Origin of the sequence: Pseudorhizobium halotolerans, from assembly GCF_902153235.2 — a bacterium.
Taxonomy (GTDB): domain Bacteria; phylum Pseudomonadota; class Alphaproteobacteria; order Rhizobiales; family Rhizobiaceae; genus Neorhizobium; species Neorhizobium flavum.
Window position 1 is genome coordinate 211,227 of record NZ_CABFWE030000005.1, and the last position, 26,278, is coordinate 237,504.

The following is a 26,278-nucleotide window of genomic DNA, read 5'->3' on the forward strand; positions in this document are numbered from 1 at the left end:
TCTGCCTTCCGAGTTAATCCCTCGGCAGAGCGTATGCGATAACATAGTCGCCAGGCTTCGTTCCGACCGAACCGTGACCACCCGCGACCATGACCACGAACTGCCGCCCATCCTCAACAGCATAGGTCATCGGCGTTGCCTGACCTCCGGCCGGCAGGCGCGCACGCCAGATTTCCTCACCGGTCGTGAGGTTATAGGCGCGGAGATAATTGTCGACGGCAGCACCGAGGAAAGCCACGCCGCCCTTCGTGATCATCGGACCACCTATGCCCGGCACCCCGACCTTGAACGGCAGCGGCAACAGCGTCATGTCGTAGACCGTGCCATTACGGTGCTTGTAGGCGATCTCGCCGGTCCTGAGGTCGGCGCCGGCCACATAACCCCACGGCGGCGCCTGGCACGGGATCTGCAGCGGCCCGAGGAAGGGCCCCATGTAGACGCCATAAGGCGCGCCTTCATTGCGGTTCAGCCCCTGCTCGCTCGCCTTCTCGTCGGCACCCTTCGGGGGGATCTCTTCGCGCGGCACGAGACGTACCGTGAAGGCCAGGTAGGTCGGCATGCCGAACATCACCTGCCGCTCGGGATCGATGGCCACGCTACCCCAGTTGAACGTGCCGAAATTGCCGGGATAGACCAGCGTACCGTTGATCGACGGCGGTGTGTAGCGACCCTCGTAGTTCAACTCGTGGAGCCGGATGCGGCAGACCATCTGGTCGAACATCGAAATGCCCCACATGTCCTTTTCCTCCAGTGGCTCGGGCTTGAAGGTCAGAGCCGAGGTGGGCTGGGTCGGGGCGGTGAAGTCTTCCGGTATGGCACCCCCAGGTGCCGGCTCCTCCGTCACATCGATAATGGGCTCGCCCGTCTGGCGATTGAGCACATAGATATCGCCCTGCTTGGTGGGCCCAACCAGCGCCGGCACTACCGTGCCGTCATCCTGGGTAAGATCGAGGAGAACCGGCTGTGCCGGCACATCCATGTCCCACAGGTCGTGATGGACGGTCTGGAAGACCCATCGATCCGCACCGGTATTGATATCGAGCGCCACGATCGAGGAGGAATACTTCTCCACTGACTCGCTGCGCCCCATTCCGAGCTGGTCTGGAACCTGGTTTCCAAGCGGGATGTAGACGAGCCCTAACTCCTCATCGACGCTGAATATGGACCAGCTGTTGGGGGAGTTGGCGGTATAGGTCTGCCCCGGCGGCAGCGGTTCGGTCTGTTCGGGATTTCCGGAATCCCAGTTCCAGACTAGTTCGCCACTGTTGACGTCGAAGGCGCGGATGACACCGGACTGGGATTGCGTGGAGTAGTTGTCATTGACGGCGCCGCCGATGATGATCTTGCCGGCCGCAATTACAGGCGGAGAGGTGGAATAGTAGTAACCCGCCGGATTATAGGGCATCCCGGTTTCCAGACGTAGAACCCCCTGATCTGCAAATGACGTGCAGACTTCACCACTCGCAGCATCGAGCGCGATCAGCCGTGCATCCGACGTCGGAAGATAGACCCGCTCAGCGCATGGCGCGTCCGCCTGCGCTTGCGGATCCGCGTAATAGGTGACGCCGCGGCAAGTCTGGTGCTGTCGATCGGGATTGAGTCCTGCATTGGGGTCGTACTTCCACTTTTCCTCACCCGTCGTCGCGTCGATCGCGATGGCCCAGTTGTGAGGCGTGCAGATGAAAAGGCTGTTGCCCACCTTCAACGGCGTGACCTGATAGGTCGTCTCGGTAACATCTTCCGGGAGCTTTACGTCGCCGGTCTGATACCGCCAGACCTCCTCCAGTTCGTCTACATTGTCGACATTGATCTGGTCGAGCGGCGAATAGCGCTGGCCGTAGTTCGTGCGCCCATACTGGTGCCATTCGCCCGGAGGAACAGGATTGCCCATGGCCGGGGCCGCCGCCAAAGCCTCCTGTGGCAGTTCCCCATCGACGTCATATGGGTCCGTGAACATGGAGATGACGGCGATCAGGATCGCCAGCGCAACAGACGCGGCAAGCGGTGCCGCGCCGACTGGATAACGCGCGCCCGTTGGGCTCTGGAAACCAAGCGGCTTGCGTATCCAAGGCGTCAGCAACCAGATTCCGAGCAGGATGATGACCCCGCCTCTCGGACCAAGCTGCCACCAATCAAAGCCGACTTCCCAGATCGCCCAGCCGAGCGACCCGAGCACGATAATTGCATAAAGCGTCAACGCCAGTGAGCGGCGTAGGTAAAGCAGCACAGCCGTCACGATGAATGCGATGCCGGTGATCAGATAGTAGATACTGCCACCGAGCGCGAGCAACTGCCCTCCACCTACGGCGAGCGCAAGCCCGACCAGGCCGAACAAGATTGTCGTGATCAAAATAGCCATGCTGTTGGTCCTGTCCCGATTACATCATCGGGCTGCGGCCCGGCACCGCAACCCCCCGGGCCTCAACACATCGCACTTGCGAAAGTTCCCTTCGGGAACAGATGCGGGAACCAATCCAGCCAGATACAGTTGCGGGGCTGGAGGCAGCGATGGCGGCAACAGCTGGGGCAGGTCCGGAATTCGAGTCAGGTGGGGAGCCGGGGAAGGACCTGGGCTCGGTCAGGAGTGCCGCGGAAAACTGTACCCGTTGCGACCTATACAGGACAGCAACACATCTTGTTTTTGGGGAAGGCGCCGCTGACGCCAGTGTCGTTCTTGTCGGAGAGCAGCCGGGCGACAAGGAGGATTTCGCCGGTAGACCCTTCATTGGACCCGCCGGCCGCTTCCTTGACGATTGCCTTGAGGAGGCAAACATTGACCGCTCGCGCTGCTATGTCACCAATGCAGTCAAGCATTTCAAGTTCACGGTGCGGGGCAAGCGGCGCATCCACTCCAAACCAAACCTGGCTGAGATCAGAGCATGCGCGTGGTGGCTGTCGGCCGAGCTTCGCATCATCCAGCCGTCACTCGTGGTAGCACTCGGGGCCACCGCCCTTCATGCGCTTCTCGGAAAGGATGCGAAAGTTACCCGAGACAGGGGGCGCATCCTCTCGGCGCAGGACCTGCCACCGGTTCTCGTCACCATCCACCCTTCGGCATTGTTGAGGACGCGGGGCCGACCCGACGCAGCACAGGATCGCCAGCGTTTTGTCAACGAACTGCGCCAGATCGAGGATTATCTTTGACCCTTGGAGATTCTGATGACCTATGAACTCTACTACTGGGACGGCATTCCGGGCCGCGGCGAATTCGTCCGACTGGCGCTGGAAGATGCCGGGGCCGACTATCGTGACGTGGCCCGTGAGCCTGGCGGCATGCAAAAGATGATGGCGTTCCTGAACGGCGAGCGCGGCCCGCATGTCCCGTTTGCGCCGCCATTCCTGAAGGATGACGATCTCGTCATCTCCCATGTCGCCAACATTCTTCGATACCTCGGCCCGAAGCTCGGGCTCGTACCGGCCGATGAGGCATCCCGGACCTTTGTCCACGGGCTGCAACTGACGTTGACGGATCTTGTGACCGAGATCCACGACACTCATCATCCGCTGGGCGTGGATGACTACTACGAGGATCAGAAGGAGGAGGCGCAGGGCCGCTCGGCCCGCTTTCTTTCCTCAAGGCTCCCCAAGTTCCTCGACTATTTCGAGACCGTGTTGACGGCCAATCGCGGCAGCGAGGGAAATCTGGTCGGCGAGCGGGTCGGCTATATCGATCTTTCGCTTTTTCAGGTGATGTTGGGCTGCATTATGCCTTTCCCCGCGCCATGCGGGACAGCGGCAATCGCTGGCCCGGGATCACCGCACTTCAGGCGAGAGTAAGGAAGCGCCCCAGCCTTCGCGACTACCTGTCCTCAAAGCGGCGGCTGCCGTTCAACGAATCCGGCATCTTCCGCCACTATCCCGAACTCGACCTCGAGGCCGAGGGCTAAGGCCGGCCTCTTACTCCACGACAGCGCAGGCCAGTCGCTCGCCGGCCTTGCCCGAGGGCTGGCTCTCGTAGTCGTCGGCGCCACCATGTACCATCAGGGCCCTGCCCTTTACGGAGTTCTCTCCCTCGGCGAGGGAGACAAAGGTGTTGAGCACCTGCGCCCGCAGGGTTCCATCGGAGCCAACGTATTGGTTCGGCATATCCCCGGCATGTGGCCCGTTGGCAGCGTTGAATCCATGCTCCTTCCCGCCCGGGCTGAAGTGGCCGTCGGCGCTTTCATGACCGCCGGTGTGGTCGCATTGCCCAGTCTCATGGAAGTGGAAGCCTACCCATTGCCCGGCCGGCAGGCCGGACACCTCCACGTCGATGAGGACGCCGCCGGGCATCGAGGTCAAAGTCGCCGCACCCGCTTCGGCGCCGTCGGCACCGACGAACGACGCATTTGCCGTGGCTTCCTGCGCTCCGGCATTCGCCGAAAGTGCCGCGAATACGAAGGCTGCTGTGCAAAGTCGCGCTATCATGGGTTCCTCCGTTTGTTTCTCAGGCCGGCTCTTCGCCGAGTTCAAGCAGTATCTGATGCCTTGCGCGGTTGAGCCGGCTCTTTACTGTTCCCACTGCGCAGTCACAGATCTCTGCGGTGGCCTCATAGCTCTCGCCGAGAATCGCGACGAGGGTCAGTACCTCCCGGTAGTGCGGCGGCAGCTTCTGCAGCGCGCGCTGCACTTCCTTTGCACGAGCACTCACCTCTTGTGTGGCGGGCATCGGTGTATCACCGGAGACGGGCTCGTCCAGCCCAGGCGCCTCACGTCCCAACACCTTCGACCGCGTATAGAAGGTGTTGCGCATGATGGTGAACAGCCACGATTTAAGCTTCGTGCCGGGCTCGAACTTGTCCAGGTTCGCCAGCGCCTTCATCAACGTCTCCTGAACGAGATCATCCGCATCCGTTGGATTGCGGCAGAAGGTGCGGGCGAACGCGCGGAGAGCGGGGATGAGTTTTACAATATCTGCGCGTGCAGGATCACGTTTCAACTGTGATTCAGACACCGTGGCCTACCTCTCCGTCGTATCACTGGGCGGGATGATGGTGGCAAACGCACCGTTATGGCTTTGGTTCCGCAATGGGATCGGGCTTGGTCGTCGCTTTCTCGCGGCAAACCGGACCAACGGAACAAAGTTCCACCGCCCCTGTTGATAGGGTTTTCGGGGAGTTTGAGTCGTGGCGCCGCGTGCGAATTGGAAGGGTTACTTGAAGGTCGGGGAGTTGAGCTGCCAGGTTGCGCTTTATACGGCGGCGTCGACTGCAGACCGCGTCAGCTTCAACATCATAAACCGCGAGACCGGCCACCGCGTCCACCGTCAGTTGGTTGATGCCGATACCGGCAAGGAAGTCGCCAATGAGGACATCGTCAAGGGCTATGAGGTGGCGAGCGGAGAATACGTCATACTCGAACCCGACGAGATAAAGGATGCCGTGCCGAACAGCGACAAGACGCTGGAACTGGAAACGTTCATCCCCTGCGGAGAGGTGGACACGATCTTCCTGGATCGCCCCTACTACCTCGCCCCTGCCGACAAGGCCGCAGCGGATGTCTATGCGCTGATCAGGAAGGGGCTGGAGGAGAAGAACGTCGCCGCCCTCGCCCGCACCGTGCTGTTCCGCCGGCTGCGGACGCTGTTGATCCGTCCGAGCGATGAGGGCCTCCTCGCCAGCACGCTCAACTACGACTATGAAGTTCGCGCCGCCGAGGAGATCTTCTCCGACATCCCGGAGTTCAAGATCGAAGGCGAGATGCTCGACCTCGCCCGCCACATCATCTCCACCAAGAAAGGCGAATTTGATCCGACTGAGTTCGACGACCGCTACGAGACGGCGCTCACCGAGCTCATCCAGGCGAAGATAGAAGGCCGCAAGCTGCCGAAGAAGCCGAAGCCCGAACCCAAGAAGGTCTCCAGCCTGCTTGACGCGCTGCGTCAGAGCGCCGGCTCCGGCTCAGGCACAAAGAAGAAAACGGCAGCGGAGAGCAAGTCTGCCCGCAAGCCGAAGACCCGCGCCCCGCAGAGGAAAGCCAGCTGACCATGGCACTCGAGACCTATAACGAGAAGCGCGATTTCGAGGCGTCGCCCGAGCCGAAGGGCAGAAAGGTCAAGTCCGGGGGAAACAGCTTCGTCATCCAGAAGCATGCAGCCCGCCGGCTTCACTACGATTTCCGGCTGGAGATGGACGGTGTGCTGAAGAGCTGGGCGGTCACGCGTGGCCCGAGCCTTGTGCCGGGCGAGAAGAGGCTTGCCGTCCATGTCGAAGATCATCCGCTCGACTACGGCGATTTCGAAGGAACGATCCCGCAGGGAAACTACGGTGCAGGCTCGGTCCTCCTATGGGATCGCGGCACCTGGCATCCGATCGGGAATCAGGAACGCGGTTACCGCAAGGGACACATGGAGTTCGAACTCAAGGGGGAGAAGCTCGAGGGTCGATGGCATCTCGTCCGCATGGCGAACCGCCGTGGTGAAAAGCGCGAGAACTGGCTCCTCATCAAGGGGGAAGACGGATTCGCGCGAGCCGAAGGCGATGCCGACATCCTGGAGGAGCTTCCCATGTCCGTGAAGACCGGACGGCTTCTCGAGGAACTGCAGGGCGGCACGAAGGCGAAGGCCAAGCGAAAAACGCCGCCGAAGACATCCGACCCTTCTCCTTCGGACGAGGCGCTGAATGGACCCGTCAAGAAAAACAGCTCACCGAAGCTGAAGGGAGTGAAGAAGGCAGAGCTGCCTGACTTCGTGACACCTCAGCTTGCGACGCTCGTGAAGAGTGCGCCGTCCGGGAAGCGATGGATCCACGAGATCAAGTTGGACGGATACCGCGTCCAGGCGCGCATCGACGGCGGCGACATCAAGCTCCTGACCCGGACCGGCCTCGACTGGACCAACAAATTCGGCGATGCGATCGTGGATGCACTCAAGCGCCTGCCAGTGCAGCAGGCCGTGCTGGACGGCGAAGTGGTGGTCAACGGCGGATCGGGCGCAAGCGAGTTTTCTCTTCTCCAGCAGGATCTGAGCGAGGGGCGAACGGATCGGCTGGTCTTCTTCGCCTTCGATCTCCTCCATCTCGATGGGTTCGACCTGACTCCCTCCAAGCTTGTGGATCGCAAGCAGGCGCTGGAAGGCATCCTGTCAGGCAGCAGCGACGTCGTGCGTTACAGCGAGCATTTCGATGACGAAGGAGGGCTTGTGCTGAAGCACGCCTGCCGCCTCAGCCTCGAGGGGATCATCTCCAAGATCGGAGATGCGCCCTACCGCGGCGGGCGGGGAAAAGACTGGGTGAAGTCGAAATGCTCGGCGCGGCAGGAGTTCGTTGTCGCCGGCTATGTCCCCTCCTCTGTCTCCAGCAGCGCCATTGGCTCGCTGGTGATGGGCTATTACCAGGACGGCAAGTTGATGCATGCTGGCCGGGTGGGCACCGGTTACAGCAACAAGGTCGCCCAGACGCTGTTCCGCCAGATGCAGGAGCTGAAGGTCACGAAGAGCCCGTTCGAGGAGAAACTGACGGCGGTCGAGCGTAAGGATGTCGTCTTCCTCAGACCCGAACTGGTGGCGGAAGTCGAGTTCCGTGGCTGGACTGCTGATGCTCACATCAGACACGCCGCCTTTCGTGGTATGAGGGAGGACAAGCAGGCAAGGGATGTGGTGCGAGAGGCCGGTCCAGCCATGGCAAGCAGCGATGACCAAAAGGAACCGGGGAGCCGGACGGTAACGCTCACCCACCCGGACCGCATCTACTGGCCGGATGCCGGCGTGACCAAGGCTGGCCTTGCCGATTACTACGTCGAGGTTTGGCGGCACATGGCTCCGTTCGTGGTCAACCGCCCCCTTGCATTGGTGCGAGGTCCCGATGGCATCGGCAAACCTCTTTTCTTCCAGAAGCATGCCTGGAAGGGCATGAACAAGCATATCGGCACGGCGAAGGATCCCGCCGATCCTTCCGAAGAGGATATCATCATCCGGGACCTCGACGGCTTGCTCGGTCTCGTCCAGGGCGGCACGCTCGAGATCCATCCCTGGGGCTCGACCATCGACCAGTGGGAAAAGCCGGACATGGTCAATATCGACCTCGACCCCGGCGACGGAACGACCTGGGAGGACGTCATCGCAGCCGCCTATGAGGTTCGCGAACGCTTCGAGGCGATGGGCCTTTCCGGCTTCGTCAAGACTTCTGGTGGCAAGGGGCTGCACGTCGTCGCCCCTGTAAAGCCCAACGCGGAATGGCCGGACGTGAAGGCCGCGATGAAGGCTCTTGCCGACAGCATGGCCGGCGATAGCCCCGACCGCTATGTCTCCACGATCACCAAGTCAAAGCGGAAGGGAAAGATCCTTATCGACTACCTGCGCAATGGGCGAGGCGCCACGGCTGTGGCCCCCTATTCGACGCGGGCCCGCCCCGGCGCTCCCGTATCCATGCCGATCGCCTGGGAGGAGTTGGAGCAGGCAATCGGCCCGGCCTACTTCACCGTTAACAACGCAACGAGCCGCCTGGAGCAGTTGGACAGGGATCCATGGGCCGACTTCAGGGAAGCAGAGGCGGAGATCAAGACGTCTCGGACAAAACGCCAGAAGCGATAGTCTCTTACCTAGGGGCCTTGCGTTCCGCAGCGAGGCTCTTCTTCAGCGCGCTCATGATGTCGATGACGTTGCTGGGCGCTTCCTGCTTCGGTTCCGCTGGCTTCTTCACCTTCTTGCCCTTCTTGCGGGCAGCGATGATATCGAGCAGGCGATCCTGAACAGGGTCGTCCGCCATGCTCGGGTCCCAGCGCGCAGTACGCTCTCCGATCAACTTCTTCATCATGGTGAGATGCTGCGAAGACGGCTTCTCCTTCCCGACGTCATGGAAATAGGAGTCTGCATCGCGCACCTCGTCACCGTAGCGAAGCGTCCACACGACGATCCCCTTGTCCTTCGGGATGAGAAGAACAGCGCGCTCGCGCCGATACATGACGAGGCGCGCGATACCGGCCGTACCGGTCTTCGCCATGGCTTCACGGATCACCGCGAAAGCTTCCGCACTCACCTCGTCATCAGGCGCGAGGTAGTGCGGGCGGTCGTACCAGATCCAGCCGATCGACTCGACCGGCACGAAGGTGGAAATGTCGATCGTGCGAGTGCTTTCGAGGCCGACATCGTCGAACTCCTCGTCCTCGATCAGGACATAGTCATCTTCTCCCTTGGCGTATCCCTTGACCTGATCCTCGTCCTCCACCGCTTCTCCGGTGACTGCGTCCACATACTGGCTCATCACCCGGTTGTGCGTCTTACGATTGAGATTGTGGAAACGGACCTTGCCGGATTCGGAAACCGCCGGCGTCATGCTTACCCGGCACGTCACCAGTGACAGCTTGAGATAGCCTTTCCAGAACGAACGGGGCGCCATGACAGTCTCCTACGCGCTGCGCAAACGTCGTGTGGGTACCGGAGGTTCCCTCCGGAACCAAGATCGCACGCCAACGTTTCCCCTGGAGCAAGTAGGCACGGAGGACATGCTATGACTACAGAACAAGATATGCAGAAGATGCCGGACAAAGGACAGCGCACGACCCCCTCGGCGCGCGAAAAGGACGACGCGGCAAATCTGGAAGAACAACTTGAGGAAGGACTGGAAGATACCTTCCCCGCGAGCGACCCCGTAGCCACGACGGTTACGTCCATTCCAGCGGGAACACCTCCTCCCCCACGCAGGTGAGGCACTGCGATCTGCTTCTCGAGGCGATTCACTCCCGTGGATCGCCTTTTTGCATTTTGTCACCTGTGACATTTTCGGGATTTCCGAAGATTGGAATATTGCTGTAAGGAGGACTGAGATAAGCTCTAGTGCAGAAGGTGGGCGATGACCGTCACAGCATCGTCCGAGGTCGGAATGGCGAAAAAGATCGATCCCAGTACAGAGGCGGAAATTCGATTGGGGCGGCGCGTCAGCCGCGAAGTATCGGTTCTCCTGCACGAGATCGAGAAGGAGCCTGTTCCCGATCGTCTTCTGGAACTCGCTCAGCAGCTTCAAAAGGCGCTCGGGGAGAAATACGAGCAGTAGCTGACCTTTATCGGCCTGGTCGCGTGGCAAGCGATCTCTCGTTCCACGACGTTTGGCTTTGCGGCCTCACACCGGCTCGTCCCTTGGCGCGGCAGCCTTGACCTTGCCCCGCTGATCTAATCCAATTTGAAGTAAGCTCTGGCCCATTAAGAGGACCAGAGAATGAAGCGCAGCCGTTTCACAGACGAGCAGATCATTGGCATCCTGAAGGAGCATGAGGCGGGCATGCCGGTCTCGGAGCTTTGCCGCAAGCATGGCGTCAGCGATGCGAGCATCTATAAATGGAAGGCCAAATACGGCGGCATGGACGTATCGGAGGCCAAGCGGCTGAAGACGCTGGAGGACGAGAACGCGAAGCTGAAGCGGCTTCTGGCGGATGCGATGCTCGACAATGCTGCTTTGAAGGACCTCTTGGGAAAGAAGTGGTGACGCCCGCAGCAAGGCGGAAAGCTGTCGCGCATCTGATGGATCATCACCAGATGAGCGAACGGCGGGCGTGTAAAGCCAGCGGCTTTTGCCGAATGACGATCCGTTACGAAACCAGGCGCAGCGACGATGATCGTCTTCGCGAGCGGGTGAAAGCGTTGGCGCATGAACGCCGTCGTTTTGGCTATCGACGCATCCACGTGCTGCTCAAACGTGAAGGGCACCGTGTGAACCACAAGAAGCTCTTCCGGCTCTACCGGGAGGAGAAGCTGACTGTGCGCAAACGCGGCGGTCGTAAGCGAGCAATTGGCACGCGAGCACCGATGCTGGTCCCGATGGCGGCCAATGATCGCTGGTCGCTGGACTTCGTGTCGGATCAGCTCACGGATGGTCGTAGATTCCGGATTTTGACAGTCGTCGATGATTGCACCAGAGAATGCCTGGGTCTCGTCGCCGATACATCACTCTCGGGCCTTCGGGTTGCCCGTGAGCTGGACCGGATCATCGAGGGACGAGGCAAGCCGAAGATGATGGTCAGCGACAATGGCAGCGAGTTCACCAGCAATGCGATCCTGCAATGGACGGATCGGACCAGGGTAGAATGGCATTACATCGCGCCGGGAAAGCCGATCCAGAACGCATTCATCGAAAGCTTCAATGGACGACTGCGGGATGAGCTCTTGAATGAAATCCTCTTCTCATCACTGATCCATGCCCGGTCAGCGCTCTCAAACTGGCGCAGCGATTACAACCACCACCGCCCACACTCTGGACTCGGCTGGCTGACACCTGCCGAGTTCGCTCAAACCATCAACCCGCGACGTGACGCGGTGCTACGCAGCCGGAATGGCTCCGCACCCCATCCCGCCGCTACCGCCGCAAACACAGCAACCCAAAACCGCCGGAGCGAACTCAAAACTGGATAAAACTTGGGGGCAAGCTCATAGGTTCTGGGGCTTCACCTCGGCCAAATGGCTGAGACGTTTCTTGCGCTCTTTCTCCATCCAGGAAGCCAATAGGATTAGTTTGCTTGGCTGAAAGAAATCGCGAGTAAACGCGATGCAAGCATCCACAACCTCCGCAGCCTCCAAAGTCTTCTGGTGCTTAGCAGCGAGATTCGCGAACATTTGATCGGTTGGCTCTGTCCTCACCGACTGTACGGCATAAACAAACGCTTCTACGAGAGTAACTCGCTGAATTATCTGTTTCAGATAGGGAATAGCGCTGCTTGGGGAGACGTGCGTAACAATCGAATGTTGCTCAACGCGTTCCAACTGCTTTGCATTTCCGCCCACAGCAACGTGAGAGGTCTCTACGACACGGCCGTTGTTTCGGGCAAGGTGGGTCAGAAGGTGCGCTACAGGTTTCTCGTGTTTTAGAAGCATTTCAACCCAAGCCGACTCTATATGAGTAAGTAACGGTCGGTAGCTTTTAAGCCATCCTTCAATAGGCTCTATCGAATTGGCAATCACTTGGATGACATAGCGGTTATGTGCGCGTCGGGTGCGCTGCTTGGACTCGCCTGCGCATAGCTTGGCTGTTTCGGCGCCGAAAAACTCTTTGGCGCAGGAGCTACCAAAAAGCATCCGTTTGTCACCGTCGACAAGCCCTGTAATGCCGTTGAGATGGCGATGGCCACCGCAAATATGGCAGTATATCCGCTCCTTTTGGCTTCGGTAGAAGTTGTCAAAGACAACTTCACTAGGGACCGCCGTCACACGTTCTTTTGGGAGGAGCCCAATCTGCTCATAGGGCGTCTCAGTGAACAGTCGTTCAGCACGAAGGTATGCACGAAAATCCATTTCAAACGCTCCAGTGTTGATCGCTCCGTTTCTACTTTGTTCCCTCCTGCAGTTGCGGCCCGGGGGGTGCCCGGGCCGCAACTACTACGAATTAGGGGTGCAGTTACGAGCACCCGCTCGTGGCACCACACGTATCGCACTTCTCACACGTGCCGTTTCGCACCATGGTAAAGTTCTGGCACTCGGAGCACATGTTTCCGGTGTAGCCCTGGGCGATCGAGCGCATGCGGCGTTCGTTCTCCACCTTCTTGGCTTCCGTCTTGGCAGCAGCGGCGTCGGCGGCGGCCTTGTCGGAGAAGAGGGCGGTGGAGGCCTGCTGTTCCTCGGTCGCAAGCTCTTCCAGAACCTCCTCGGCGATCTCCTCGGCCAGTTCCTTGGCGCGTTCCTCGTAGTCGCGCTTGAAGGCAACGATTTCGGAGGTGGAGGCGGCGATGGCCGGTTCCAGCTTGCGGGCGGCGGAGCCGGCGAATGCCGTCACATTGCCGCCGCCGGACGCCTTGGCAGGGGCGGCGGTGGCCGAGCCCTTTGCTTCTGACGAGCCCGACTGGCCGCCCTGGATGAGCGTCGGCTTGTGGCCGCGCGTCCAGCCGGTGGAGATCAGGTTGGTCTTGCCTTCCTGGATGCCCTTGCCGAGCGCGGTGTTGGAGAAGTCCGACGTATCCACATGCGCCAGGTCGTGGCGGTTGAGGTAGGAGACGGCGAGTTCGCGGAACACGTAGTCGAGGATCGACGTGGCGTTCTTGATCGCGTCGTTTCCGGTGACGATGCCGGCCGGCTCGAACTTGGTGAAGGTGAAGGCCTCCACATATTCCTCCAGCGGCACGCCGTATTGCAGGCCGAGCGAGATGGCGATGGCGAAGTTGTTCATCATTGCACGGAAGGCCGCACCTTCCTTGTGCATGTCGATGAAGATCTCGCCGAGGCGGCCGTCGCCGAATTCGCCGGTGCGCAGATAGACCTTGTGGCCGCCGACATTGGCCTTCTGGGTATAGCCCTGGCGGCGGTTCGGCAGCTTTTCCCGCTCGCGGGTGACGCGCTCAATCACGCGCTCGACGATCTTCTCGGTGATGGTGACCGCCTGGGCGGCGACCGGCTGCTGGATCAGGTCCTCGATCGCTTCCTCGGCGTCATCCTCGTCGATCAGCGAGGCGTTGAGCGGCTGGGAGAGCTTGGAGCCATCCCGGTAGAGCGCGTTGGCCTTCAGCGCCAGCTTCCAGGAGAGCATGTAGGCCGCTCCGCAATCCTCGACGGTCGCCTCGTTCGGCATGTTGATCGTCTTGGAGATGGCGCCCGAGATGAAGGGCTGGGCGGCCGCCATCATGCGGATGTGGCTTTCAACCGACAGATAGCGCTTGCCGATCTTGCCGCAGGGATTGGCGCAATCAAAGACCGGCAGGTGCTCGGCCTTCAGGAAGGGCGCGCCTTCCAGCGTCATCGCACCGCAGACATGGATGTTGGCGGCCTCGATCTCCTTCTTCGAGAAGCCGATGTGCTCCAGGAGGTTGAAGCTCATGTCGGCGAGCTGCTCGTCGGAGACCTTCAGCGTCTCCTTCAGGAAGTCGGCGCCGAGCGTCCACTGGTTGAAGACGAACTTGATGTCGAAGGCCGACTTCAGCGCGCCATTGACGGCCTCGATCTTCTCGTCGGTGAAGCCCTTGGCCTTCAGCGAGCCGGGATTGATGCCGGGCGCCTGGTTGAGGTTGCCGTGGCCAACCGCATAGGCCTCGATCTCGGCGATCTGCGATTCCGAGTAGCCGAGCGTGCGCAGCGCTTCCGGAACGGCGCCGTTGATGATCTTGAAGTAGCCGCCGCCGGCGAGCTTCTTGAACTTCACCAGCGCGAAGTCGGGCTCGATGCCGGTCGTGTCGCAATCCATGACGAGGCCGATCGTGCCGGTCGGCGCGATCACGGTCGTCTGGGCGTTGCGGTAGCCGTGCTTCTCGCCGAGTTCGAGCGCCTTGTCCCAGGCGGCGCGGGCATGGGCGACAAGGTCCTGGTCGGGATTGTCGGAGTGGATGAGCGCGACCGGGTTGACCGACAGGCCTTCATAGCCGGTGGTTTCGCCATGGGCGGCGCGGCGGTGGTTACGGATGACGCGCAGCATGTTCTCGCGGTTCGGCGCAAAGCCCGGGAAGGGGCCGAGTTCCGAGGCGATCTCTGCCGAGGTCGCATAGGCGACGCCGGTCATGATGGCGGTCAGCGAGCCGGCAATGGCGCGGCCCTCGGTGGAGTCATAGGGGATGCCAGAGGACATCAGCAGGCCACCGATATTGGCATAGCCGAGGCCGAGCGTGCGGTACTCGTAGGAGAGTTCGGCGATCTGGCGCGACGGGAACTGCGCCATCATGACCGAGACTTCCAGCACAACGGTCCACAGGCGCACCGCATGCTCGTAATCGGCGATGTCGATGCGCTTCGTCGTCGCGTCCTTGAACTGCAACAGGTTCAGCGAGGCGAGGTTGCAGGCCGTGTCGTCGAGGAACATGTATTCCGAGCACGGGTTCGACGCGCGGATCGGGCCGGCGGCCGGGCAGGTGTGCCAGTCGTTCATCGTCGTGTTGAAGTGCAGGCCCGGATCGGCGGAAGCCCAGGCGGCATAGGAGATCTGCTCCCAGAGGTCGCGCGCCTTCAGCGTCTTCATGACGCGGCCGTCCTTGCGGGCGGTGAGGTTCCACTCGCCGTCATTCTCCACGGCGCGCAGGAAGTCGTCCTTCAGCGAGACGGAATTGTTGGAGTTCTGGCCGGAAACGGTCAGGTAGGCGTCGGAATCCCAGTCGGTGTCATAGGTCTTGAACTCGAGGTCCTTGTAGCCCTGGCGCGCAAACTGGATGACGCGCTTGACGTAGTTCTCCGGAACCTGGTCGCGCTTGGCGGCGCGGATCTCGCGCTTCAGCGCCGGGTTCTTGTTGGGGTCGAAGCAGTCGTCGTCCGGGCCTTCGCAGTTGACGCAGGCCTTCATGATCGCCTTCAGGTGCTTGGCGACGATCTTGGAACCGGTGACGAGGGCGGCGACCTTCTGCTCTTCCTTGACCTTCCAGTTGATGTATTCCTCGATATCCGGGTGATCGATGTCGACCACCACCATCTTGGCCGCGCGACGAGTCGTGCCGCCCGACTTGATGGCGCCGGCAGCCCGGTCACCGATCTTGAGGAAGCTCATCAGGCCCGACGATTTGCCGCCGCCCGACAGCTTCTCGCCTTCGCCGCGCAGATAGGAGAAGTTGGAGCCGGTGCCGGAGCCATACTTGAAGAGACGGGCTTCGCGGACCCACAGATCCATGATGCCGCCCTCGTTGACGAGGTCATCCTCGACCGACTGGATGAAGCAGGCATGCGGTTGCGGATGCTCGTAGGCCGACTTCGACTTCGTCAGCTTGCCGGTGAAGGGATCGACATAGAAGTGGCCCTGGCCGGGGCCGTCGATGCCGTAGGCCCAGTGCAGGCCGGTGTTGAACCACTGCGGCGAATTCGGCGCGACGCGCTGGGTGGCGAGCATGTAGGCAAGCTCGTCGCGGAAGGCGAGCGCATCTTCTTCCGACGTGAAATACTTGCCCTTCCAGCCCCAGTAGGTCCAGGTACCGGCAAGGCGGGAGAAGACCTGGCGCGCATCGGTTTCGGAACCGTATTGCTCTTCCTTCGGCAAGGCCTTCAGCGCGTCGAGATCGGGGACGGACCGCCAGAGGAACGAAGGGACGTCGTTCTCTTCCACCTTCTTGAGGATCTTCGGCACGCCCGCCTTGCGGAAGTACTTCTGGGCAAGCACGTCGGTCGCAACCTGGGAGAACTGCGCCGGCACGTCGATATCCGCGAGCCGGAAGACGATCGAGCCGTCCGGATTGCGGATCTCGCTGACCGCCTTGCGGAATTCGATCCCGCCATAGGCGCCTGTCTCGGGCGTGGTGAAACGACGTTCGATGCGCATTGCCTTTGTCCCTCGTCTGCTGGCCCGTCAGGGCACGGATATTCGGTCCAGCTGCTCGCCATCATGGGCAGCCGGGGAAACTTCATCATCCAGGTGAATCACTGGGATACCGACCTGTATATTGTGATGAGGGTGGGCTGCAATACTAAATATAGTACTAACAGGTGGTTTTCACCAGTCCCCATCGGATGTTTCGGCAAGCCTCGAGGCGCGCGAAAAAAACCCTCCGCCAGACCGCCCCTCATAGCAGGGTCTGCCGTTGTCGTTCCGCCTAAAAACTCGATGAAGGAACCGGCGCTCGGAAGTCCGTGGCCGGTTGCCGCCGCAACACCTGGCCAATTTCCCGCGAGCCGGGAGATTCGTCAAGGCATAGTTCGACACGGTTTCTTAACCACAAGATATTGTGTCTGGTGCTGTGGAAAACGGGGAAGAAATTTTCTGCTGGAATTTCAGACGGTTGTGGAGCCAGTGGCGGGCGCACCGGAAGAGCAGGGGATGCCGCGTTGGCGGACTATCGGGCGCAACACCCGGTAGATCAGGCAGTTGAGATATATTGGGCGTTGCGACGCGGCTTGTGGAAAAGCCCGCCGCGAAAAATAGCGACGGGCCGCGTCTTGACAGCAACGTCAATTCGGTGCTGCGGAGCGAGGAGGCCGGCGCAGAGGCGCCTTCTCCTTCAGCCCTTGTGGCCCTTGGCGATCGGTTCCTGATAGGTGAACCCCAAGTCCCAGGGGAAGTAGATCCAGGTATCCTGGCTCACCTCGGTGATGAAGGTGTCGACGGTCGGGACGCCCTTCGGCTTGGCGTAGACGCAGGCGAAATGTGCCTTGGGCAGCATCTCGCGCACTTCCGATGCGGTCTTGCCCGTGTCGGTCAGGTCGTCCACGACCAGCACGCCTTCGCCGCCATTCGTGGCGAGCTCGGCAGTGATCCCCTTGAGCAGGTTCATCTCTCCCTGGCTCGTATAGTCGTGGTAGGAGGCGATGCAGACCGTCTCGATCAGGCGGATGTTCAGTTCGCGCGAGATGATCGCCGCCGGCACCAGGCCCCCGCGGGTGATGCAGACGATGGCGTGAAACTCCTGACCGAGGCCGGCGAGGCGCCAGGCAAGCGCCCGGGCATCGCGATGGAACTGGTCCCAGGAGACGGGGAAGGCTTTTTCAGGAAGAGACATGGTGGCTGCCATTAGCAAGAGCTGCGTTGGCTGTCGCTAATAGCCGCGAGTCCGGCACACTGGCAAGACGGTGCGACGCAAACAGGCAGGTGAAGCAGCCTGCCTGTCTCTCGCTGAGCGATGGAGCGCTGGAAGGCACCTGGCCTTTAGGGAGTGCCAGCGGGCAAGCGTCGTTGGACCTTTGGCCGATGCGCTCGGGCATCGGTCCGACGGCTCTCGATTTTCGGCCCTTGCTACACAAGCTCAGCGCGGGGGTGAAAGGTCGAAAGGAGAATAAACATGATCATCCGATCTCTCACGAAATCTGCAGCACTGGCTGTCGTCCTCCTGTCCTCGGTTGCGGTCGGCAGCCACTTGCCGGGCTTTACGGATACCGTCTGGGCGAAAGGCGGTGATGGCGGCGGCAATGGCGGCGGCGGCGGGAACGGCGGTGGCAATGGTGGCGGTAACGGCGGTGGCAATGGCAACGGCAATGGCGGCGGTCATGGCCAAGGTTCGGACCGGAGTTCCGACCGTAGCGACGCCGGCAAGGCGAGCGCGCGCGACCTCGCGCCTGGCCAGAGCGAAAAGAGTACTGCCCGGCGTGCAGACAAAGGTGGTGAGGAGGTGTCCGTCAGCCGCTCCGAACTCAAGGGGCTGAACTCCCTGAACCGGAATTATCACGCCTATCTCAACAGCAATGATCCGCGCATGGAGGCCGTATCGGCCTACGCCATGGATTATGCCCAGTTTGAGATCGACAATGGCGTCTCCCCTTCGGAAACGGATGCGATCCTCGGTGACGAGGCATTGCGAGATGCCCTGAGCGCGTTCACGGACGATCCAGTGACCGATGAAATGCTGGAGGAAGCCAAGGCCGTTCTCGGTGTCGGAAGTGCCGACGGCAAGATCGACGAAATTCGCTCCGAACTGGAACGATAGGAGAAGATCGAAATTAACCCGGGGGCACCGCTCCCGGGCGATTTTGATGGTTGTAGAACAAGGAAAGCCGAGAATGCCTGTCGACCTTTGGGACCGCAGCGTGGAATTGATGATCGACAGCCAGGATCACTTCCGGTGCGTGAGCAACAGCCGGGAAGCGTTCGAATGTCTCTCGACCTGCTGGCCGACCAAAAACGGCAAATGGTTTGCGGTGGCGCGCAAGCGCTGCATGCAGGCACTGGAGGGCGAAGGTGACCCCGCCGAGGCAGAGGCCGCCTTCATCAAGGCCGCAGAGGAGGCCGGGATCCTGCGGAACTGAGCCGTCGATTGCGGCGGCTCAGGAAGCGCTCCAGGGCGTTCCCCTATCGAGACATCAAGGAGAGAGCTGTCATCGATTCCAGCAGGCTGCGGGTCACGCCACCGAACAGCATCTCCCACCAGCGGGACGTGCCATAGGCGCCCATCACCAAGAGGTCGACGCTTTTGTCGGCGAGCCGGTTCTCAATCGCCGCGGCGGCGGAAATGCCGCCGCTTTCCTGCGTCGTGAGCGTGACGTTGACGCCATGGCGAGCCAGGGCAGCTGCAAGCTCGACGCCGGCGAATTCCTTCGACTGGTTCGGGCGCTCGGGCGCATCGAGGCAGAAGATTTCGACGCTCTCGGCCGTCTTCAGGAAAGGAAGGGCATCGAAGGCCGCCCGTGCGGCTTCGCGCGAGCCGTTCCAGGCGATCATGACGCGTCGGATATCGCGCGGCGCCTTCATGACATAGGGCACAAGCAGGACCGGACGTCCGCTGTCGAACAGAAGATTCTCCAACTCCGAGCGGTTCTCATGATTCGGATCACCCTGGCTCGCGACGATAAGGTCAGCGGCGCGAACCGTCTCCATCACGGCGGCGGCAGCGTAGCCGGAGGATGAAACGAAGCTGCGCCAGTCCGCCGAGCGGCCATCTCGTGCCACGCGTTCGCGGAAGATGGCTTCCACCTCTTTCGTCTCCCGCCGTGCTGCCTCCTGCAGGGCTTCGATCGCTGCCGGATCCGGAATTTCCATCGGCGCGATCAGCGGCACTGCCGCGAGCGTTTCGGCATGCACCCCAAGCACATGGGCATCGAAGCGGCTGGCGAGTGCCAGTGCGTAGTCGGTGATCTGCTGCGCGTGGTCGGGCGTGTCGAGTACGGCGAGGATCGTCTTGTAGGTCATGGTTTCCCCCTTGTGTGCGCGATGGATGTCGACCCAGTCTCGGTTCCTAACCTGTGGCTTTCCTTGATATCGGTCAATCGTCATCGCGATTGCGGTCAGGCATCCGTGCCAATGCCGGGTGGCAGCCGGCTTGCCTGCAGCGACCGGATCATCTCCTCGATCGCCTGTGCTGCAGCCTCAAGCTCGCTTTCGTTGCGGGCGCGCACGACGATCTCCGTAGAGAAACGTATCCCGTCGTATTTCGGATAGGAGCCGATGCTGGTCGCCGGGTGTTCCTTCTGGATCCGGGTGAGCGGCGTGCCGATATCCCCCTCGCCGAAGGGGCAGGGCAGTGCCCGCGAAAGCATCCGCGATCCGGTTCTGAGTTCGGGCAGTATGTTGTCCACCATGGCCTGAAACACCTGCGGCACGCCCGCCATGACATAGACGTTCTCGACAATGAACCCGGGGGCCGTGGAAACCGGGTTAGGGATATGCCGCGCGCCCTGCGGCATGCGCGCCATTCGCTGGCGCGCCTCGGTGAACTCCATTTCCCGTCGTGCATACATCTCCCCGAGAAGTCGCATCGCTTCAGCATCGTGCACGCATGGCAGTCCGAAAGCGCTGGAGACCGCATCAGCGGTGATGTCATCGTGGGTGGGGCCGATGCCCCCGGAGGTGAACACGTAGTCGTAGCGCTGCCGGAGCGCATTGAGCGCTTCAACGATCGCGTCCTCCTCGTCGGCGACAATTCGCACTTCCTTCAGGTCGATCCCTGCGACGGTCAGGACATCCGCCAGATGGCCGATGTTCTTGTCCTTGGTGCGCCCCGACAGGAGCTCGTCGCCGATGGCGAGCATGGCAGCGGTTACGACAGATGGAGAAGACATGTGATTGCGGGCCTCCGAGAATATGCAGCGTTTCTACGACAGACCCCGCTCGCCAGAAAGCGGTTTCGGCTGCTGTTCAGCTTTAGTCCTCATATGGACAAGCGTCGTCTCTGTTTTGCGAACACTGCGTCGACTGCCGGCGGGGCTGATCTGGCCGCCGGAACAGCTTAGGTGGAGGAGAGTTGACCCGCATGGGCGTCACCAAGGAGATCAGAGATGGCAAAGGTACTGGTTCTGTATTATTCGGCTTACGGGCACATCGAGACCATGGCCAAGGCTGTTGCCGAAGGCGCACGCGGCGCCGGCGCCGATGTGACCATCAAGCGCGTACCGGAATTGGTGCCCGAAGAGGTTGCCAAGGCGTCGCACTACAAGCTCGACCAGGAAGCACCGATTGCGACGGTGGAAGAGCTCGCCGACTATGATGCGATCATCGTCGGCGCCGGCACGCGTTTCGGAACGGTTGCCTCGCAGATGCGCAATTTCTGGGACCAGACCGGTGGACTGTGGGCCCAGGGCAAGCTTGTCGGCAAGATCGGTTCGGCCTTCACCTCGACCGCGACGCAGCACGGCGGCCAGGAATCGACCATCCTCGGCTTCCTTCCGACCTTCCTCCATCAGGGGATGGTCGTTGCTGGCCTTCCCTATTCCTTCCAGGGCCAGTCGGGCGTCGAAGCCGTCAAGGGTGGCTCGCCATACGGTGCAAGCACGATCACCGACGGCGACGGCTCGCGCCAGCCGTCCCAGGTCGAACTGGATGGCGCCCGCTATCAGGGCGACTACGTGGCGAAGCTGGCAGCCAAGCTTTCGGCCTGATCCAGAAGATCCCGATTACCTCGAACGCGGCCTCCGGGCCGCGTTTTGCGTTGGTGACCGCATCGGAAGGAGCCGCCATGCCTGGCGGGGCAGCCGGCTCCTTCCGAAGGCCGGCGAGCCGGCAAGCGGAGATATAGGTGGCGAGCCTTGCTGGAAACTGACGGGAGCCCCGGACGCTGGGGGTTGGGGGGCTGCCGAGGCTCCCGGCGGCGCTGATGGGGGACGCGACACCGAGAAAGATGGAAACCACGTGTCGGCTGTCGAATGCGATCGCTGCTGCTGGTTGACTGGCCCCTAATTCTGACCGGCCTCGTCCCACAGCGGTGCATCTGCCGGGATCGGGGTCAAAAAAAATGCCCCACCGTGGGGCAGGGCAATAAGGGGAAAAGCCCGGCTTTCTCAATCGGGCAGGGACTGTTTCGCATCTGGCGCCGGCGCCGGCGAGTGCAGTTGCTGCGCTTCCGGTACGCTTGGAATATCTTTTTCGCTCAGGTGGCGCGTGGGAAGCAGATGGCCGCAGGCAGATGCCGTCCATTCTTGCCGTTTCGAAGCGTCATCCTAATTTCGCGAGGCAGGGCAGGAGCCCTGAAAGAGGGCGAATATGATGGACTGGCTTGATACGATCGGCGTGAACTTTGACATGGTTCCCCATCTGGTAACTCTGCTCGTAGCCTATGTTCTGGCTCTTCCGATCGGCTGGGACCGGGAGAAGAACGAGCGTAGCGCGGGCCTGCGGACCTTCCCCCTGGTCGCGATAGCCAGTTGCGGCTTTATCCAGGCGGCCGAATCGATTGTACACGGGAATCCGGAAGCAACGGCCCGCATCGTGGAAGGTCTGATCACCGGCATGGGCTTCATCGGGGGCGGAGCCATCCTGGTGGTCAAGAACAGCGTGCGCGGTACGGCCACTGCTGCCAGCCTCTGGGCGACGGGTGCGATCGGAACGGCTGTCGGCCTCGGCGCATATGACACCGCCGTCGTCCTTTCCCTGGTAACCTTCCTGACCTTGCGCGCGATGAGCCAGTTCAAGCCCGATGAACAGGAGGCCGGGATAGACAAGGACAAACCACAGGGGCAGTAGCGCGGTCCATCGCCACTTCTTTGGTGCGGACGGCGGGGATCGAACCCGCATGACCGAGGTCGAGGGATTTTAAGTCCCTTGCGTCTACCAGTTTCGCCACGTCCGCTTCAGGCGAAGTGAATAATGCGCCTGCGAGCGATTGAAAAGGCTGCGGGAGGTTAAAAGCGTCCCGATCTACTGACGCCAGTAGATCGGCGTGAGGAGCACGAGGACGGTGAGGATCTCCAGACGCCCGAGCAGCATGAGCAGTGACAGCAGATAAAGCGCGGGGTCGCCGATGGTGGAGAAATTTCCAGCAGGGCCGACCAGAGCGCCGACCCCTGGGCCAACATTCGACAGGCATGTCAGAACAGCGGAGGTGGCGGTCATGAAGTCGTAGCCCATGGCGCCCATGATCATGCTGCCGATCACCCAGAGTGTCAGAAACAGGCTGACGAACAGGAATATGCCCCTCTGGGCGTCCGCATCGACCGTTATGTTGCCGTAACGCACCGGATAGATGGCGTTCGGATAGATGAGGCGTTTCAAGCCACTGCGGATGATGTTGAAGATGATGACGAAGCGATAGGTCTTGATGCCGCCCGCCGTCGAACCTGAGCAGCCGCCGATCGCCGTCGCGAAGAAGGCGAGGATCAGCGCGAACGGTCCCCACAGCGTGTAGTCTTCGCTGGCAAAACCTGCCGTCGAGAGGACTGAGGCAAGGTTGAAGAAGGCATGGATCAGTGCCGTCCCGAGCCCCACTCCGTTACGCAGGTGATGGTAGACGGCCAGGATGACCGAAAAGATGAACAGATATCCGATGAAGACCAGTATCTGCGGCTCGCGCAGCGTGTTCAGGCGCCGGCGCACGGCAAGCAGGATCAGGACCGAGAAGGGCAGGCTTCCGATCGTCAGGAAGATCGTGCCGATGATCAGGATGGCTTCGTTGTCGAAGTATCCGAAAGAGGCGTCACGCGTCGAAAAACCCGCGGTTGCGACCGTCGTCATCGCATGGTTCAGCGCATCGAAGTGGCTCATTCCGGCAATGTCGTAGGCAATCATGCACACGAGCGTCAGAAGCGCGTAGATGACAAGGAATGCGCGGGTGAAACTCGCCAGCCGGGCAAACGGCTTGTCTGCCGTGTCCGACGATTCGAGCTTGAAGACGGACATGCCGCCCACCTTCAGGAACGGCAGGATGAAGATGCCGAGGGCGACGATCCCGATCCCGCCGAGCCAGCAGAGGAGCGAGCGCCACAGCAGGATGCCCCGTGGCAGCGTGTCCAGACCCACCAGGACAGTGGACCCGGTCGTCGTCACCCCCGAGACCGATTCGAACAGTGCCTGTGCGAAACTCAACTCGTATTCCGCCAGAAACAGCGGCACTGCGCCGACCAGTGAAAACACCGCCCATAGGAGATTGACGAGCAGGAAGCCGAGACGCTTGTTGAAGGCGGGCGGCTGACCACGCGTTGCAAGCGCCGTCATCAGCGACAGGCCGCCCACCATGAATCCGGAAAGCGCAAAGACCTGCCAGTCCGGGTGGCCGTAATACAGGTCAACCATGGCCGGCAGGAACATAGCCGTGGCGAGGTACAGCCCGCAGAGCGACGCGATGTAGATGGCCGGCCGGAGCAGACTGGCGTTCAATTGAATGTCCCGGTTTCGCGTGATGTGGGAAAGATGGTTTTGTCTCTTCAGGCTCGCTATGGCATAGCGGGATGCCCTGGCAAATTCAATGGATGGAGCGGTTGTGAGCAAAGAGGCTGTGGACGAGGCGAAGGCTGCGTTGCGGGAGATCTTCCCGGAGACGCCGCTGCAACTGAACGAACACCTCAGCAGTCGCTTTAACGCTGACATCTGGCTGAAGCGCGAGGACCTATCGCCCGTTCGCTCCTACAAGATCCGCGGGGCGTTCAATTTCTTCCGCAAGGCGATGGCGGCAGGGGTGGGCGGCCAGACCTTCGTCTGTGCTTCCGCCGGCAACCATGCCCAGGGCTTTGCCTTCGTCTGCCGTCACTTCCGCGTGCGGGGCGTCGTATTCATGCCCGTGACGACGCCGCAGCAGAAGATCGACAAGACGCGCATGTTCGGCGGCGAGTTCATCACCATCCGCCTCGTCGGCGACATCTTCGACCAGTGCTATGCGGCGGCTCATGCACATGTCGAAAAGATCGGCGGGCTCATGGTCCCGCCCTTCGACCACCCCGATATCATCGAAGGGCAGGCGAGCGTGGCGGCCGAAATACTCCAGCAGCTGCCGGAGGGGACGCGTCCCGACCTTGTGATCGTGCCGGTTGGCGGAGGCGGCCTCGCAGCCGGGGTGACGGCCTATCTCGACGACGTCATGCCGGACGAAGGCTTCGTCCTGGTGGAGCCGCTCGGTGCGCCCAGCCTGCGACGCAGCCTGGAGGAGGGGCGCCCGGTGCGCCTGGCGAAGGTCGACAACTTCGTCGACGGAGCCGCCGTTGCGCGAATCGGAGACCTTAACTTCGAGGCGCTGAAGCATTTCGGGCCCGACCAGGTGCTGCTTGCACCCGAGAACGCCATCTGCGTGACGATCAGCGAAATGCTTAACATCGAGGGCCTGGTTCTTGAGCCGGCAGGCGCGCTGTCGATCACGGCGCTGGACATGCTCGGCGTGGAGCGGCTGCGAGGCAAGACGGTGGTCGCCGTGGTGACCGGCGGCAACTTCGACTTTGAGCGCCTTCCCGACGTCAAGGAGCGGGCGATGCGCTATGCCGGGCTGAAGAAATACTTCATCCTGCGGCTGGCCCAGCGTCCCGGGGCACTGCGGGACTTCCTCAACCTGCTTGGCCCCGAGGACGACATTGCCCGCTTCGAATACCTCAAGAAGTCGGCCCGCAACTTCGGCTCCATCCTGATCGGCATAGAGACGAAGAAGCCGGAGAACTTCAGGGGATTGCTGGAGCGTTTCGAGGCCGCCGATATCGGCTACCAGGACATTACCGACAATGAGATCCTGGCGAACCTGATCATCTGAGGCGGGTCACCGGCTGGTGACGTCGGCGCAGGCGCGTGGCGGGGAGGGAAGCTCGCAGAACCCTCGCCGCGTCAACTGCTCCGATGCGAGCTCAATGCGGTTCGTCCACACGAAGCCCGGGAAGCCTTGCGGAACGAGGTCCCAGTCTGCCGGCTGGTCTATTCCGGAGGTGCCGACATCGCCGGCCCCATAGGGGCCCATCAGGATCACATCGGAGCCGGCGCTTCGCATGCGCTGGTAGAAGCGTTCCGGCCATCCCCAGAGCAGGAAGGCGTAGTTCGCCGGCACCATGACGAGAGTATTTCTGCAGGCCTCGGGCACATGGCCGATCCAGCCCAGCTTCAGATAGTCGAGGAGGCAGGTTTTGGTGTCGGAGGCGCTGAAACCGGGAAGGCCTTCGATATCGGCTTTCGCCGCCGCGGTCGGCTCGTGCCCTCCATAGACGGCGAAAGTCCGCTCGCGGAAGGAGGGATGGCCGCCAAGCAGTTCGGCCAAGGCCTCGCCTTCCTCCGCTCGACGGCTTTTGAAATTGACCAGGAAACGTTCTTCGGGCAGGGCTTCGAACACCTCCGGCAGCGTCGGCATCATTCCGATCCCGTGGCCGCGGAACGGAAATGTCTGTCCGCCGTCGGCCGTGTACCCGTAGCCCACATCCAGCGTCTTCAGCAGCCCAATGGGTGTCTCTTCCGTGACACCCGTTGCATTGGTCCGGCACTCCAGCGTCCAGTCGTGGAAGACTGCGAACTGCTTGTCGGGTGTCAGGTGGACATCAAGCTCCACGACATCCGCACCGGCCGCAAAGGCGGCCTGCATGGATGGGATCGTGTTTTCGAGGAAGGGATGCGTCGGAGCCAGTATCCGGCTTGCAGTGCACGTATCGCTCCGGAGGTTTTCGCGATCGAACACCTGATGCTGGCCGCGATGGGCAATCAGCCTAAGCGTGCTGTCGGCGGGATAGTCGCTGAACAGCGCCGTATTGCCGATCCAGAGGGCCGCTGCAGCGGCGACCGGGCCGACGGCAAGAAGGGTCCAGCGCATGGGTTCTCCGTTTGCTCGCGACGGAGGATCAAGATGCACCCGAATGCGGTATCTTGTGGACCGATGCCTTCCGAGCCCCCGA

Annotated in this window: 22 protein-coding genes, 1 tRNA gene and 1 pseudogene; 12 read left to right on the plus strand and 12 right to left on the minus strand. The window is 61.4% G+C overall.

From position 1 onward, the window contains the following. Nucleotides 1–13: 13 nt before the first annotated feature. Nucleotides 14–2,359: a glucose/quinate/shikimate family membrane-bound PQQ-dependent dehydrogenase gene (locus FN060_RS05940; RefSeq protein ID WP_142587295.1), complete on the minus strand. Its 2,346-nt coding sequence runs from the start codon at nt 2,357–2,359 to the stop codon at nt 14–16. A gap of 149 nt (nt 2,360–2,508) precedes the next feature. Between FN060_RS05940 and FN060_RS05945 the strand changes: the two genes are divergently transcribed. Together FN060_RS05945 and FN060_RS05950 are read left to right on the plus strand one after the other, a co-directional pair. After that, a complete protein-coding gene (locus tag FN060_RS05945; RefSeq protein ID WP_142587296.1) occupies nt 2,509–3,144 on the plus strand; it encodes a UdgX family uracil-DNA binding protein in 636 nt (211 codons plus the stop codon). 15 nt (nt 3,145–3,159) lie between these two features. Further along, nucleotides 3,160–3,887, plus strand: a pseudogene (locus tag FN060_RS05950) (glutathione S-transferase). Nucleotides 3,888–3,897: 10 nt separating this feature from the next. On the opposite strand, the gene FN060_RS05955 reads toward FN060_RS05950, so the two are convergent. Next, nucleotides 3,898–4,407, minus strand: a complete 510-nt coding sequence (locus FN060_RS05955; protein ID WP_142587297.1) for a superoxide dismutase family protein — start codon at nt 4,405–4,407, stop codon at nt 3,898–3,900. 19 nt (nt 4,408–4,426) lie between these two features. Next, nucleotides 4,427–4,933, minus strand: coding sequence for a sigma-70 family RNA polymerase sigma factor (locus FN060_RS05960; RefSeq protein ID WP_082077705.1), 507 nt, complete (start codon nt 4,931–4,933; stop codon nt 4,427–4,429). Nucleotides 4,934–5,105: 172 nt separating this feature from the next. Here FN060_RS05960 and ku (FN060_RS05965) point away from each other — a divergent pair, with 172 nt between their 5' ends. Beyond that, nucleotides 5,106–5,963: a non-homologous end joining protein Ku gene (ku, locus tag FN060_RS05965; RefSeq protein ID WP_142587298.1), complete on the plus strand. Its 858-nt coding sequence runs from the start codon at nt 5,106–5,108 to the stop codon at nt 5,961–5,963. Between the two features lie 2 nt (nt 5,964–5,965). After that, nucleotides 5,966–8,506: a DNA ligase D gene (gene ligD / locus FN060_RS05970; protein WP_142587299.1), complete on the plus strand. Its 2,541-nt coding sequence runs from the start codon at nt 5,966–5,968 to the stop codon at nt 8,504–8,506. A 4-nt stretch (nt 8,507–8,510) separates the two neighbouring features. Here ligD and ku (FN060_RS05975) read toward each other — a convergent pair whose 3' ends face one another. Beyond that, entirely contained in the window at nt 8,511–9,311 is an 801-nt protein-coding gene (ku, locus tag FN060_RS05975; protein WP_142587300.1) for a non-homologous end joining protein Ku, read from the minus strand. Between the two features lie 111 nt (nt 9,312–9,422). Between ku (FN060_RS05975) and FN060_RS05980 the strand changes: the two genes are divergently transcribed. The 3 genes from FN060_RS05980 to FN060_RS05990 all read left to right on the plus strand — a co-directional run bounded on the left by FN060_RS05980 (nt 9,423) and on the right by FN060_RS05990 (nt 11,317). Continuing rightward, nucleotides 9,423–9,620: a hypothetical protein gene (locus FN060_RS05980; protein WP_142587301.1), complete on the plus strand. Its 198-nt coding sequence runs from the start codon at nt 9,423–9,425 to the stop codon at nt 9,618–9,620. A gap of 144 nt (nt 9,621–9,764) precedes the next feature. Continuing rightward, nucleotides 9,765–9,965 (plus strand): hypothetical protein, encoded by a 201-nt coding sequence (locus tag FN060_RS05985; RefSeq protein ID WP_052639540.1) that lies wholly within the window; start codon nt 9,765–9,767, stop codon nt 9,963–9,965. Nucleotides 9,966–10,127: 162 nt separating this feature from the next. Further along, a protein-coding gene (locus FN060_RS05990) for an IS3 family transposase (RefSeq protein ID WP_139346087.1) occupies nt 10,128–11,317 on the plus strand; the annotation gives its coding sequence in 2 pieces (ribosomal slippage) (nt 10,128–10,374 and nt 10,374–11,317; 1,191 coding nt in all). 15 nt (nt 11,318–11,332) lie between these two features. Here FN060_RS05990 and FN060_RS05995 read toward each other — a convergent pair. From FN060_RS05995 to gpt, 3 genes are all read right to left on the minus strand, one after another. After that, the gene (locus FN060_RS05995) at nt 11,333–12,193 is read right to left on the minus strand and encodes a hypothetical protein (protein ID WP_142587302.1); all 861 of its coding nucleotides are present in this window, start codon (nt 12,191–12,193) and stop codon (nt 11,333–11,335) included. A gap of 103 nt (nt 12,194–12,296) precedes the next feature. Then, nucleotides 12,297–16,115: a vitamin B12-dependent ribonucleotide reductase gene (locus tag FN060_RS06000; RefSeq protein WP_142587303.1), complete on the minus strand. Its 3,819-nt coding sequence runs from the start codon at nt 16,113–16,115 to the stop codon at nt 12,297–12,299. 676 nt (nt 16,116–16,791) lie between these two features. Next, a complete protein-coding gene (gpt, locus tag FN060_RS06005; protein ID WP_077547911.1) occupies nt 16,792–17,289 on the minus strand; it encodes a xanthine phosphoribosyltransferase in 498 nt (165 codons plus the stop codon). A 279-nt stretch (nt 17,290–17,568) separates the two neighbouring features. On the opposite strand from gpt, the gene FN060_RS06010 reads away from it, so the two are divergent. After that, nucleotides 17,569–18,210, plus strand: coding sequence for a hypothetical protein (locus FN060_RS06010; protein WP_183950072.1), 642 nt, complete (start codon nt 17,569–17,571; stop codon nt 18,208–18,210). 73 nt (nt 18,211–18,283) lie between these two features. Beyond that, complete coding sequence (locus FN060_RS06015) at nt 18,284–18,529, plus strand: DUF982 domain-containing protein (protein WP_077547261.1); 246 nt, start codon at nt 18,284–18,286, stop codon at nt 18,527–18,529. A 43-nt stretch (nt 18,530–18,572) separates the two neighbouring features. Here FN060_RS06015 and FN060_RS06020 read toward each other — a convergent pair whose 3' ends face one another. Beyond that, nucleotides 18,573–19,409: a universal stress protein gene (locus FN060_RS06020; RefSeq protein WP_077547262.1), complete on the minus strand. Its 837-nt coding sequence runs from the start codon at nt 19,407–19,409 to the stop codon at nt 18,573–18,575. A 95-nt stretch (nt 19,410–19,504) separates the two neighbouring features. Beyond that, the gene (locus FN060_RS06025; RefSeq protein WP_142587305.1) at nt 19,505–20,278 is read right to left on the minus strand and encodes a competence/damage-inducible protein A; all 774 of its coding nucleotides are present in this window, start codon (nt 20,276–20,278) and stop codon (nt 19,505–19,507) included. A gap of 216 nt (nt 20,279–20,494) precedes the next feature. On the opposite strand from FN060_RS06025, the gene wrbA reads away from it, so the two are divergent. Next, a complete protein-coding gene (gene wrbA, locus FN060_RS06030) occupies nt 20,495–21,094 on the plus strand; it encodes an NAD(P)H:quinone oxidoreductase type IV (RefSeq protein ID WP_142587306.1) in 600 nt (199 codons plus the stop codon). A gap of 601 nt (nt 21,095–21,695) precedes the next feature. Further along, on the plus strand, nt 21,696–22,175 hold the full coding sequence (locus FN060_RS06035) for an MgtC/SapB family protein (RefSeq protein WP_142587307.1): 480 nt from the start codon (nt 21,696–21,698) through the stop codon (nt 22,173–22,175). Nucleotides 22,176–22,196: 21 nt separating this feature from the next. Here FN060_RS06035 and FN060_RS06040 read toward each other — a convergent pair. Together FN060_RS06040 and FN060_RS06045 are read right to left on the minus strand one after the other, a co-directional pair. After that, nucleotides 22,197–22,281: transfer RNA gene (locus FN060_RS06040), tRNA-Leu, on the minus strand. A gap of 68 nt (nt 22,282–22,349) precedes the next feature. Next, complete coding sequence (locus FN060_RS06045; RefSeq protein ID WP_142587308.1) at nt 22,350–23,804, minus strand: TrkH family potassium uptake protein; 1,455 nt, start codon at nt 23,802–23,804, stop codon at nt 22,350–22,352. 88 nt (nt 23,805–23,892) lie between these two features. Between FN060_RS06045 and ilvA the strand changes: the two genes are divergently transcribed. Then, nucleotides 23,893–25,158: a threonine ammonia-lyase gene (gene ilvA, locus FN060_RS06050; RefSeq protein WP_142587309.1), complete on the plus strand. Its 1,266-nt coding sequence runs from the start codon at nt 23,893–23,895 to the stop codon at nt 25,156–25,158. Nucleotides 25,159–25,164: 6 nt separating this feature from the next. Here ilvA and FN060_RS06055 read toward each other — a convergent pair whose 3' ends face one another. Then, a complete protein-coding gene (locus FN060_RS06055; RefSeq protein WP_142587310.1) occupies nt 25,165–26,196 on the minus strand; it encodes a glycerophosphodiester phosphodiesterase family protein in 1,032 nt (343 codons plus the stop codon). Nucleotides 26,197–26,278 lie beyond the last annotated feature (82 nt).

What these genes read in the sequence shown, in the direction of transcription:
- FN060_RS05985 (WP_052639540.1), top strand. Translation starts at nt 9,765, where the DNA reads ATGACCGTCACAGCATCGTCCGAGGTCGGAATGGCGAAAAAGATCGAT.
- FN060_RS05945 (WP_142587296.1), top strand. Translation starts at nt 2,509, where the DNA reads ATGGCGGCAACAGCTGGGGCAGGTCCGGAATTCGAGTCAGGTGGGGAG.
- FN060_RS06010 (WP_183950072.1), top strand. Translation starts at nt 17,569, where the DNA reads ATGATCATCCGATCTCTCACGAAATCTGCAGCACTGGCTGTCGTCCTC.
- FN060_RS06055 (WP_142587310.1), bottom strand. Translation starts at nt 26,196, where the DNA reads ATGCGCTGGACCCTTCTTGCCGTCGGCCCGGTCGCCGCTGCAGCGGCC.
- ku (WP_142587300.1), bottom strand. Translation starts at nt 9,311, where the DNA reads ATGGCGCCCCGTTCGTTCTGGAAAGGCTATCTCAAGCTGTCACTGGTG.
- ilvA (WP_142587309.1), top strand. Translation starts at nt 23,893, where the DNA reads ATGGATGGAGCGGTTGTGAGCAAAGAGGCTGTGGACGAGGCGAAGGCT.
- FN060_RS05995 (WP_142587302.1), bottom strand. Translation starts at nt 12,193, where the DNA reads ATGGATTTTCGTGCATACCTTCGTGCTGAACGACTGTTCACTGAGACG.
- FN060_RS05955 (WP_142587297.1), bottom strand. Translation starts at nt 4,407, where the DNA reads ATGATAGCGCGACTTTGCACAGCAGCCTTCGTATTCGCGGCACTTTCG.
- ligD (WP_142587299.1), top strand. Translation starts at nt 5,966, where the DNA reads ATGGCACTCGAGACCTATAACGAGAAGCGCGATTTCGAGGCGTCGCCC.
- FN060_RS06015 (WP_077547261.1), top strand. Translation starts at nt 18,284, where the DNA reads ATGCCTGTCGACCTTTGGGACCGCAGCGTGGAATTGATGATCGACAGC.
- FN060_RS06020 (WP_077547262.1), bottom strand. Translation starts at nt 19,409, where the DNA reads ATGACCTACAAGACGATCCTCGCCGTACTCGACACGCCCGACCACGCG.
- FN060_RS06035 (WP_142587307.1), top strand. Translation starts at nt 21,696, where the DNA reads ATGATGGACTGGCTTGATACGATCGGCGTGAACTTTGACATGGTTCCC.
- FN060_RS05940 (WP_142587295.1), bottom strand. Translation starts at nt 2,359, where the DNA reads ATGGCTATTTTGATCACGACAATCTTGTTCGGCCTGGTCGGGCTTGCG.
- wrbA (WP_142587306.1), top strand. Translation starts at nt 20,495, where the DNA reads ATGGCAAAGGTACTGGTTCTGTATTATTCGGCTTACGGGCACATCGAG.
- FN060_RS05980 (WP_142587301.1), top strand. Translation starts at nt 9,423, where the DNA reads ATGACTACAGAACAAGATATGCAGAAGATGCCGGACAAAGGACAGCGC.
- FN060_RS06025 (WP_142587305.1), bottom strand. Translation starts at nt 20,278, where the DNA reads ATGTCTTCTCCATCTGTCGTAACCGCTGCCATGCTCGCCATCGGCGAC.
- gpt (WP_077547911.1), bottom strand. Translation starts at nt 17,289, where the DNA reads ATGTCTCTTCCTGAAAAAGCCTTCCCCGTCTCCTGGGACCAGTTCCAT.
- FN060_RS06000 (WP_142587303.1), bottom strand. Translation starts at nt 16,115, where the DNA reads ATGCGCATCGAACGTCGTTTCACCACGCCCGAGACAGGCGCCTATGGC.